The sequence below is a fragment of the Carboxylicivirga sp. M1479 genome (genome assembly GCF_007097485.1).
Taxonomy (GTDB): domain Bacteria; phylum Bacteroidota; class Bacteroidia; order Bacteroidales; family Marinilabiliaceae; genus Carboxylicivirga.
Genome location: NZ_VKDE01000016.1, coordinates 209,162 through 217,347 on the forward strand (window position 1 = coordinate 209,162; position 8,186 = coordinate 217,347).

General features: G+C 36.2%; 5 protein-coding genes. 3 read left to right on the forward strand and 2 right to left on the reverse strand.

Annotation, left to right across the window (positions count from 1 at the left end):
* The first annotated feature begins 249 nt into the window (after positions 1 to 249).
* Both FNN09_RS11525 and yidC read left to right on the forward strand, forming a co-directional pair.
* Positions 250 to 1,851: a CTP synthase gene (locus FNN09_RS11525; protein ID WP_143302507.1), complete on the forward strand. Its 1,602-nt coding sequence runs from the start codon at positions 250 to 252 to the stop codon at positions 1,849 to 1,851.
* Between the two features lie 21 nt (positions 1,852 to 1,872).
* A complete protein-coding gene (gene yidC, locus FNN09_RS11530) occupies positions 1,873 to 3,717 on the forward strand; it encodes a membrane protein insertase YidC (RefSeq protein WP_143302508.1) in 1,845 nt (614 codons plus the stop codon).
* 348 nt (positions 3,718 to 4,065) lie between these two features.
* Here yidC and FNN09_RS11535 read toward each other — a convergent pair whose 3' ends face one another.
* Together FNN09_RS11535 and FNN09_RS11540 are read right to left on the reverse strand one after the other, a co-directional pair.
* Positions 4,066 to 5,049 carry a diacylglycerol kinase family protein gene (locus tag FNN09_RS11535; protein WP_143302509.1) on the reverse strand — a complete coding sequence of 328 codons (984 nt, stop codon included), beginning with the start codon at positions 5,047 to 5,049 and terminating at the stop codon, positions 4,066 to 4,068.
* A 209-nt stretch (positions 5,050 to 5,258) separates the two neighbouring features.
* Positions 5,259 to 6,593: a DEAD/DEAH box helicase gene (locus FNN09_RS11540; protein ID WP_143302510.1), complete on the reverse strand. Its 1,335-nt coding sequence runs from the start codon at positions 6,591 to 6,593 to the stop codon at positions 5,259 to 5,261.
* A 189-nt stretch (positions 6,594 to 6,782) separates the two neighbouring features.
* Here FNN09_RS11540 and FNN09_RS11545 point away from each other — a divergent pair, with 189 nt between their 5' ends.
* Positions 6,783 to 8,117, forward strand: coding sequence for a sensor histidine kinase KdpD (locus FNN09_RS11545; RefSeq protein ID WP_143302511.1), 1,335 nt, complete (start codon positions 6,783 to 6,785; stop codon positions 8,115 to 8,117).
* The last annotated feature ends 69 nt before the right edge of the window (positions 8,118 to 8,186 follow it).

Genomic DNA, 8,186 nt, shown 5'->3' on the forward strand with positions numbered 1-8,186 from the left:
CAAAGCAAAATCAGTATTAATAATAACAAATACAAAGGTAAGATGTTTTGCAATAGCAATACTATCACCCTAAGAGATTAATTGATGTTTTAGGGAATTTTCACATTCTAAAATAATCGTTCATTACAATTAACAAGATCGTCCTATAATTTAAATAGAAGATAAGTGATATTTTAGGTATTTTTCTACCTTTGTAGCTTGTAATTTTCGCTCGTAATAGAGTAATTGAAAACCTATAAAAAGATTGTTGTGCCGGAAACAAGATATGTATTTGTAACCGGAGGTGTTGCCTCCTCGTTAGGAAAAGGAATTATATCTGCCTCATTAGCAAAATTATTACAAGCAAGAGGATATAAAGTTACCATTCAAAAACTCGATCCATATTTAAATGTTGACCCAGGAACGTTAAACCCTTATGAACACGGTGAATGTTATGTGACAGAGGATGGTGCTGAAACAGATTTGGATTTAGGACACTACGAACGTTTCCTAAATGTACCTACTTCGCAAGCTAATAATGTTACAACCGGTCGTATTTACCAAAATGTGATTAACAAAGAGCGTAAAGGTGACTACTTGGGGAAAACGGTTCAGATTATCCCTCATATTACCGACGAAATAAAACGTAATATTAAGTTATTAGGTAGTAAACACAAATACGATTTTGTGATTACTGAGATTGGCGGTACTGTTGGTGATATTGAATCACTGCCTTATGTGGAAGCTGTTCGTCAGTTAAAATGGGAGTTAGGAAATCACGCTGCAGTAGTTCACTTAACTTTAGTGCCTTACCTTAACGCTTCAGGTGAGTTAAAAACTAAACCAACTCAACACTCGGTAAAACAACTATTGGAAAATGGTATCCAACCTGATGTTTTGGTGCTACGTACAGAGCATGAGTTGTCGCAGGATATCCGTAGAAAAGTAGCTCTTTTCTGTAATGTAGATAGCAAAGCTGTAATTCAATCAATTGATGTAAAAACTATCTATGAAGTACCTGTTAAGATGCAGGAAGAAGGTTTGGATGAAATCGTACTGAAAAAAGTTGATTTACCAATTGATGAAAAGCCAGCTTTAAAGGATTGGAAAGGATTCTTAAATAAACTACACAGTGCCAAAGAAACAGTGAAAATTGGTTTGGTTGGTAAATATGTAGAATTGGCTGATGCTTACAAGTCAATTATTGAAGCCTTACACCACGCTGGTACTTATAACGACAGAAAAGTAAAAATTGAGTTAATTCATTCTGAAGAATTAACGGATAAAAATATTGCCGATAAGCTAAAAGGCCTTAATGGTGTTTTGGTTGCCCCAGGTTTTGGTCACAGAGGCATTGAAGGCAAGCTAACAGCTGTAAAATACGTAAGAGAAAACAATATTCCGTTTTTAGGTATTTGTTTAGGTATGCAATGCGCTGTTATTGAATACGCTCGCAATGTATTGAACTTAAAAGAGGCCAATTCACGGGAAATGAATGAGCGTACTTCTGATGCTGTTATTGATTTAATGGAAGATCAGAAAAATGTGACAGATATGGGTGGTACCATGCGTTTAGGTGCTTACGACTGCAACCTTAAGAAGGGAACCAAGTCATTTGATGCCTATGGCAAGCCTGATGTAAAAGAGCGTCATCGCCACCGTTACGAATTCAATAACGAATACATTGATGCTTATGCTAAAGCAGGTATGCAAGCAGCAGGATGCAATCCAGAAACGGGTCTGGTAGAAATTATGGAAATTCCAGCACACAAATGGTTTGTTGGTGTACAGTTTCATCCAGAATACAGTAGTACGGTATTAAAGCCACATCCTATTTTTATGGCTTTTATAAAAGCCGCAATTAACGAGTAACTTAACACACAAAGTAATAAAATGGATAAAAATTCGATAACCGGAATTATACTCATTACAGTTATCCTGGGTTTCTTTTGGTGGATTAACAAACCATCGGAAGAGCAGTTAGCACAACAACAGCATCGTAGAGATTCAATCGCCATGGTTGAACAAATACGTATTGAGGCCGAGGCTAAGGCAGCGGCCGTGCAAGCTCAGAATACACTTGAAACAGAAGCTACCAAAGATTCGGCTACCATTGCGCTTGAAAAAACAAATCGTTATGGTTTGTTTGCCAACGCAGCTGAGGGCGAACAATCTTTTGTAACCCTTGAGAATAATGTCATTAAGATGAAAATTTCAACAAAAGGTGCTCGCATCTTTTCTGTTGAACTGAAAGATTACAAAACACATGATGGTCAACCATTATTATTACAAGATGGTGACCAGAATAAGTTTGGATTTTATTTTAGTCATAACAATCGCAATTTTCATACAAATGATTTATTTTTTGATGTAGCCTCTACTTCATCAAATAAAGCCGATTTTGTAATTAATGCTGCTGAGGGTAAAATGACATTCTCGTATGCATTACCCGATGACAGCTTCATGGCTGACTTTAACATCATAACCCGCAATATGGGTAGCATTATCTCAACTAACACAGGTTCTTTGCCGTTAGAATGGGAAATGCGCATGGATGCTAAAGAAAAGGCTCCAGACTTTGAGCGTCAGAGAGCAGGTGTGTATTTCAAATTTGCTCAGGAAGATGTGGATCAGATTGATGCAATGAAATCTGATTCTGAAATTTTAAATACGAAAGTTCAGTGGGTTGCATTTAAAGATCAGTTCTTTTCATCGGTATTCATCGCCAAAGATAACTTCTTAAGCGGTGAGGTTTCTACAGAAGCTCCAGAAGAAAAATCAGAACGTTTAATAATGAATGCCAAAGCACAGGTTAACATTCCGTTTACTGGTGATGATAACCATGGCTTTCATTTCTACTTCGGACCTAATGATTTCAAAGCTCTAAAACCATACGATGAGGCTTACCAATTAAGAGAGCTTGTTTATTTAGGTTGGGGATTTTTACGTTACATTAACTTAGGTGTAATTGAAGTATTCCATTTCTTCGAAGGTTTTATTAGTAATTATGGTTTAATAATTTTATTACTTACCATTCTTATTAAATTATTACTCTTCCCTCTTACCTACAAGTCTTATGTTTCTACCGCTAAGATGAAGGTGTTAAAGCCACAGATTGAAGAGATTAACAATAAAATACCGAAGGACAAAGCAATGGAACGCCAACAGGCAACCATGGCTTTATACCGCAAAGCTGGTGTAAACCCTATGGGTGGCTGCTTACCAATGTTGTTGCAGATGCCAATATTGTTTGCCATGTTCCAATTCTTCCCAGCTTCTATTGAATTGCGTGGTGAGGCGTTCTTATGGGCCGATGATTTATCAGCATATGATTCAATCTTCCAATTGCCATTTGAAATACCTTTCTATGGCGACCATGTAAGTTTGTTCTGTTTATTAATGGCTATTACAAACATTGTATATACAAAGATTAATCAGGATATGACACAAAGTACCCAGCAGATGCCAGGTATGAAAGGCATGATGTATATGATGCCAGTTATGTTCCTATTCTTCTTTAATAACTATGCTTCTGGTTTGAGTTATTATTACTTTATCTCAACCCTTATCACAATTGGACAGACCTTATTAATCCGTCGTTTTGTAGATGAAGAATCCTTATTAGCTAAATTGAATGCTAATAAAAAGAAGCCAACAAAAAAATCTAAATTCCAACAACGTCTTGAAGACATGCAACGTCAGCAAGCAGGTGCAGGTAAAAAAGGAAAGAAAAAATAACCGAGGTTATTTGATATATAAAAGCCGTTTTGCATTTGCAGAACGGCTTTTTATTTGGCTACTTTTCCGACAGGAAAGAGCTATTTTCTGACGGGAAAAACTGATATAGCGACGGGAACATAATTAATAACTATTGGACGAAGCAGTTATACCAACGGGAAAACGCACCTTTGCGACGGGAAGCACTACTTTGGCGACGGGAAAAACTAATTTAGCGACGGGAGTATAATTAATGATGATGGGGCGAAGCAGTTATGCCAACGGGAAAACCCACCTTTGCGACGGGAATGATTACTTATACAAGATGAAGCATTAAGTTAACGACGGGACTATAATCTGCTATGCGGGTTACTGTTTCTCTCCTCCAATAATTTTAGGAATACCAGGAACTTTGGGCAATGGAGGAAATAGCTCCTTCAACTCCATCAGCGGCTCTAACAGGTTTTTACGAAAATCCTTGGGTGGAACAAGCACACGTAGTGATAAAGGTAGAATTTGTATTTCGGCTTCTTGCCCCAACTCACAAGGCTCGCCATCAAGATGGGCTACTAGTTTCAAATCACTCTGAATATGAATATTTTTGGCCTGCGTAACCACATCATATCGCCGTTGATCTATACTTTGATCTAAAATACTTATTAGCAACGATGGTCCATCATAAATAGGAAATTCTTTAATAATACAGACATCAATAAGACCATCATCAATTTTAGCCTGGGGAGCAATGTGAATATTATTACCCCATTGTGAGGAGTTAGCAAAAGTAATCATAAATGCAGGAAGCTCATACGTTTTACCATCAATTGAAATGCGATAAACAGATGATTTATATTTGGCATACTCTTTTGTAATCAGCTTCATATAACCTGCTGGTCCCCTATTTTTAAGCTTCGCAAATTTATGACTGATGTGTCCATCAAAACCTATACCAGCAACGTTTAAAGAAACATTCTCGTTTACTTTTAAGGTATCAATGTCTTTCACTTCCATATGATTAATAACCTGCAGAGCACGATTAATTCTCAATGGAATATCTAGATAACGAGCCAGTCCGTTGCCAGATCCTGTTGGAATAATTGCCAAAGCAGTTGTGGTATTTACTAACGAAGAACCTACTTCATTAACGGTACCATCACCCCCTACAGCCACAACTACATCAAATTTACCAATAGCATCTTTCGCTAATTCACGGGCATGACCAGCATACTCGGTATATGCAATTTCAACCACGTATTTTTCATGATCAATTACCTCTTCGATGGCTTTTTCAACAGTGCGTTGTTTCCCAATGCCCGAAAAGGGGTTAATCAAGAATAGTAGGTGGTTTTTCATGTGTTATATTTTGTTTTTTATTGCCACATGGAACTCGCCGAAATTAATCATGCTCCTGTGTGAGAAACTGTTCTCATGGCTCGTTTCATCTGCTTAAATTAATTTCTATTTGTCAGATGAAACTCGCCAAAATTAATCTTACTCCTGTGTGTGAAGCAATTTTTACAGCTAGTTTCATTATAGTAAACTATTATATAAATAGTTAAGTGCTACTTTCTTTTCTTCTGACCCCTAGTTTTTGGTTTTTTGTATTTAGCCGCTAAAGTACGTCGGTATGATCCACCTTGATTCTTTTTCTTGTTTTTATCTTTTTTCTCATGGAAAGCAGCACCTTTTTCAACTTTAATTTTTGGTGTTTTTATTACCTTCATCCCAGCCAACACTTCCTTTTCAGACTCCAATAAACGTTCGCTTACTTGAATATCATCAGGCATTGGCTCCAGTGCAACATCTTTTTTCATCAAGCGTTGTATCGATGACCATATATCTTCATCGGCCTCACCAACAAAAGCAATTGCCATACCATCGGCATCAGCTCGACCAGTACGACCAATTCTATGAATATACGATTCAGCTGTTTCTGGCATGTCAAAGTTAATAACATGACTTACTTTACTAATATCCATACCTCGGGCAATAAGGTCTGTGGCAATTAGCACCTTTGTTTTTCCTTCTAAAAACTCTTCAACCATTCGAAAACGAAAGTTCTGAGATTTATTGGAGTGAATAGCCCCAATCTGCTCAGGAAAGTCTTTATTTAACTCTTCGAATAAAATGTCAGCTAAACTTTTACTTTGAACAAATACCAGCACTTTATTCATTGACTCATCATTTTGTAACATGTGAGTCAGTAAATTACGTTTCGTGTAAAAGTTTGGAACAATGTATCCCGTTTGAAATATCTTCTCCAAAGGTGTACCTGTTGCGGCTACCTCTACCCTAATTGGATTATAAAACCACTGGTTGATTAATTTCTCAACATCTTCGGTTACCGTTGCTGAAAACATCAGATTTTGTCGCTTATCGGGCAAGAGCTCTTGTATTTGTTCCAATTGCGCTCTGAAACCTAAGTTAAGCATTTCATCAACTTCATCAATAACTAACTTCTGAATATTTTTAAGTCGTAAAACACCGGTTAAACAAAGGTCGATAAGTCTACCTGGGGTTGCCACTAACACATCTAAGCCAGCATAAACCAGTTCTTTCTGAGTATTGATATTAGTACCGCCATAAACACCACCAATTCTCACGCTCATGTATTCGGTTAGTTTTCTAAACTCACCTGCAACCTGCTCCACCAACTCACGTGTGGGTACTAGAACTAATATTCTTGGGTGACGCTGTTCCGAAAATTTGAGTTGACGCAAAATAGGAAGTACATAGGCCAATGTTTTACCAGTACCAGTTTGTGCAATACCAACAACATCTTTCCCTGACATGATGACTGGGAATGCCTTCTCTTGTATTGGCGTAGTTTCAATAAAACCAAGGTCTTCAATTGCGTTAAGAAGAACCGTATTTATATTTAAGTCCGAAAAGTCCAAAATAGATCATTTAAATTTCTACAAAAATAATGCGTTTCTAAGATTAATACGATTATTCTTAGTTTTATTTGCATATCCTTGTTAAAGCTTCCTGCTTATTTGCTTAACAAACTCAATAAAAGGAACTTCATGCCAATAAACATGTACTTCAAAGCAACCTTTTATTAAGCTCATCGTATTGGCAATGGGATGAAGAATTGGATTGTGAAAAGTTTTGAAGCTCGTGAGTTTCAACTTCAAGATGGTATTGAGTATTGGCGAGAAAAAGTTTATAGGAATATTGTAACAATTATTTCTGTTCTTGGCTTACCATGTTACCTCATTGGCATGTATATGGCATTTACTCACGAGGTGTATTCTGTGGCAATAATTGACACCTTTGTTTATGGTATGCTTGTTTATTTGTGGCTAGCCGATCCTTTTAAACTGAAAATAAAAATCTATTTACTTCTGGCTGTACCACTGATGGTAGGCAGTACCTTAATAATTATTCTAGGTCCCAAAGGAGCAGGTTTTAATTACTACATTGGTTTTGTAATTCTAACGTCTATTTTGCTAGGTTTAAAAGGAGCTATTTGGGGATTGATTATTCATACCTTATACTCCACTTTTATTGCTTTGGGTTTACATTTTAATCTTTTTAATGATTGGCTTATAACCCAATACACAACAATGGATTGGATTACATTAGCTATTAATGCCATAGCAATTAGTTCTGTTACATCCTTACCACTATCCGTTATTTTGAAAGCTCTTTCTGATTATATATTACGGCATCAAATACTAGAATTAGAGCTTAGTGATAAAATAACTCAGCTAAACAATGCTAAAATTGAGTCGGAAAAAGCCAATGAGTTAAAAACCAAATTTCTGGCCAACATGAGCCATGAGGTAAGAACACCTCTTAATGTTATTATGGGTTTTTCAGAAATTGTGCAAGCTGATATGTATCGCAATAAGGTAGAAAGGAACCACCTATTAGAAACGATCAATCAAAATGGCCATTACTTACTTAATATCATAGAGAATGTACTGGATATTTCAATGATTGAATCGGGTCAGTTTAAATATAAAATTAGCCAAGTAGGTGTATTGCCCTTAATGGATGAACTAAAACAGGTTTATAAGATCACAAACAAAGACAAGGTTAGCATTGTCTTTAATTCCTCGGAATCGATTGATGAATCACTCATTATCTTAACTGATGAAACACGGCTAAAACAAGTGCTTATCAATCTGATTAATAATGCCATTAAATACACAGATGAAGGTGTAATCGAAGTAGATTACCAATTAATTAATCAGCAAATTCTATTTCAAATTAAGGATACGGGTATTGGTATTGATTCTAACGATCTCGATCACATATTTGATCGTTTCGTTAAAATTGAAGTAGAAGATCAGATTAAAGATGGTACTGGACTAGGATTGGCTATTTCAAAGAGTATTATTGAGTCAAACCTTAAAAACCCTTGTATTTTGATGAGCTACAATTTTCAAAAGAAGTACTTCCCAATCATTTAACATTTGAAAAAGGGTAAAAAGAATCTGCTCTTTAATTCTATTGAGCATTTTCTTTAAATTGAAGCCCGT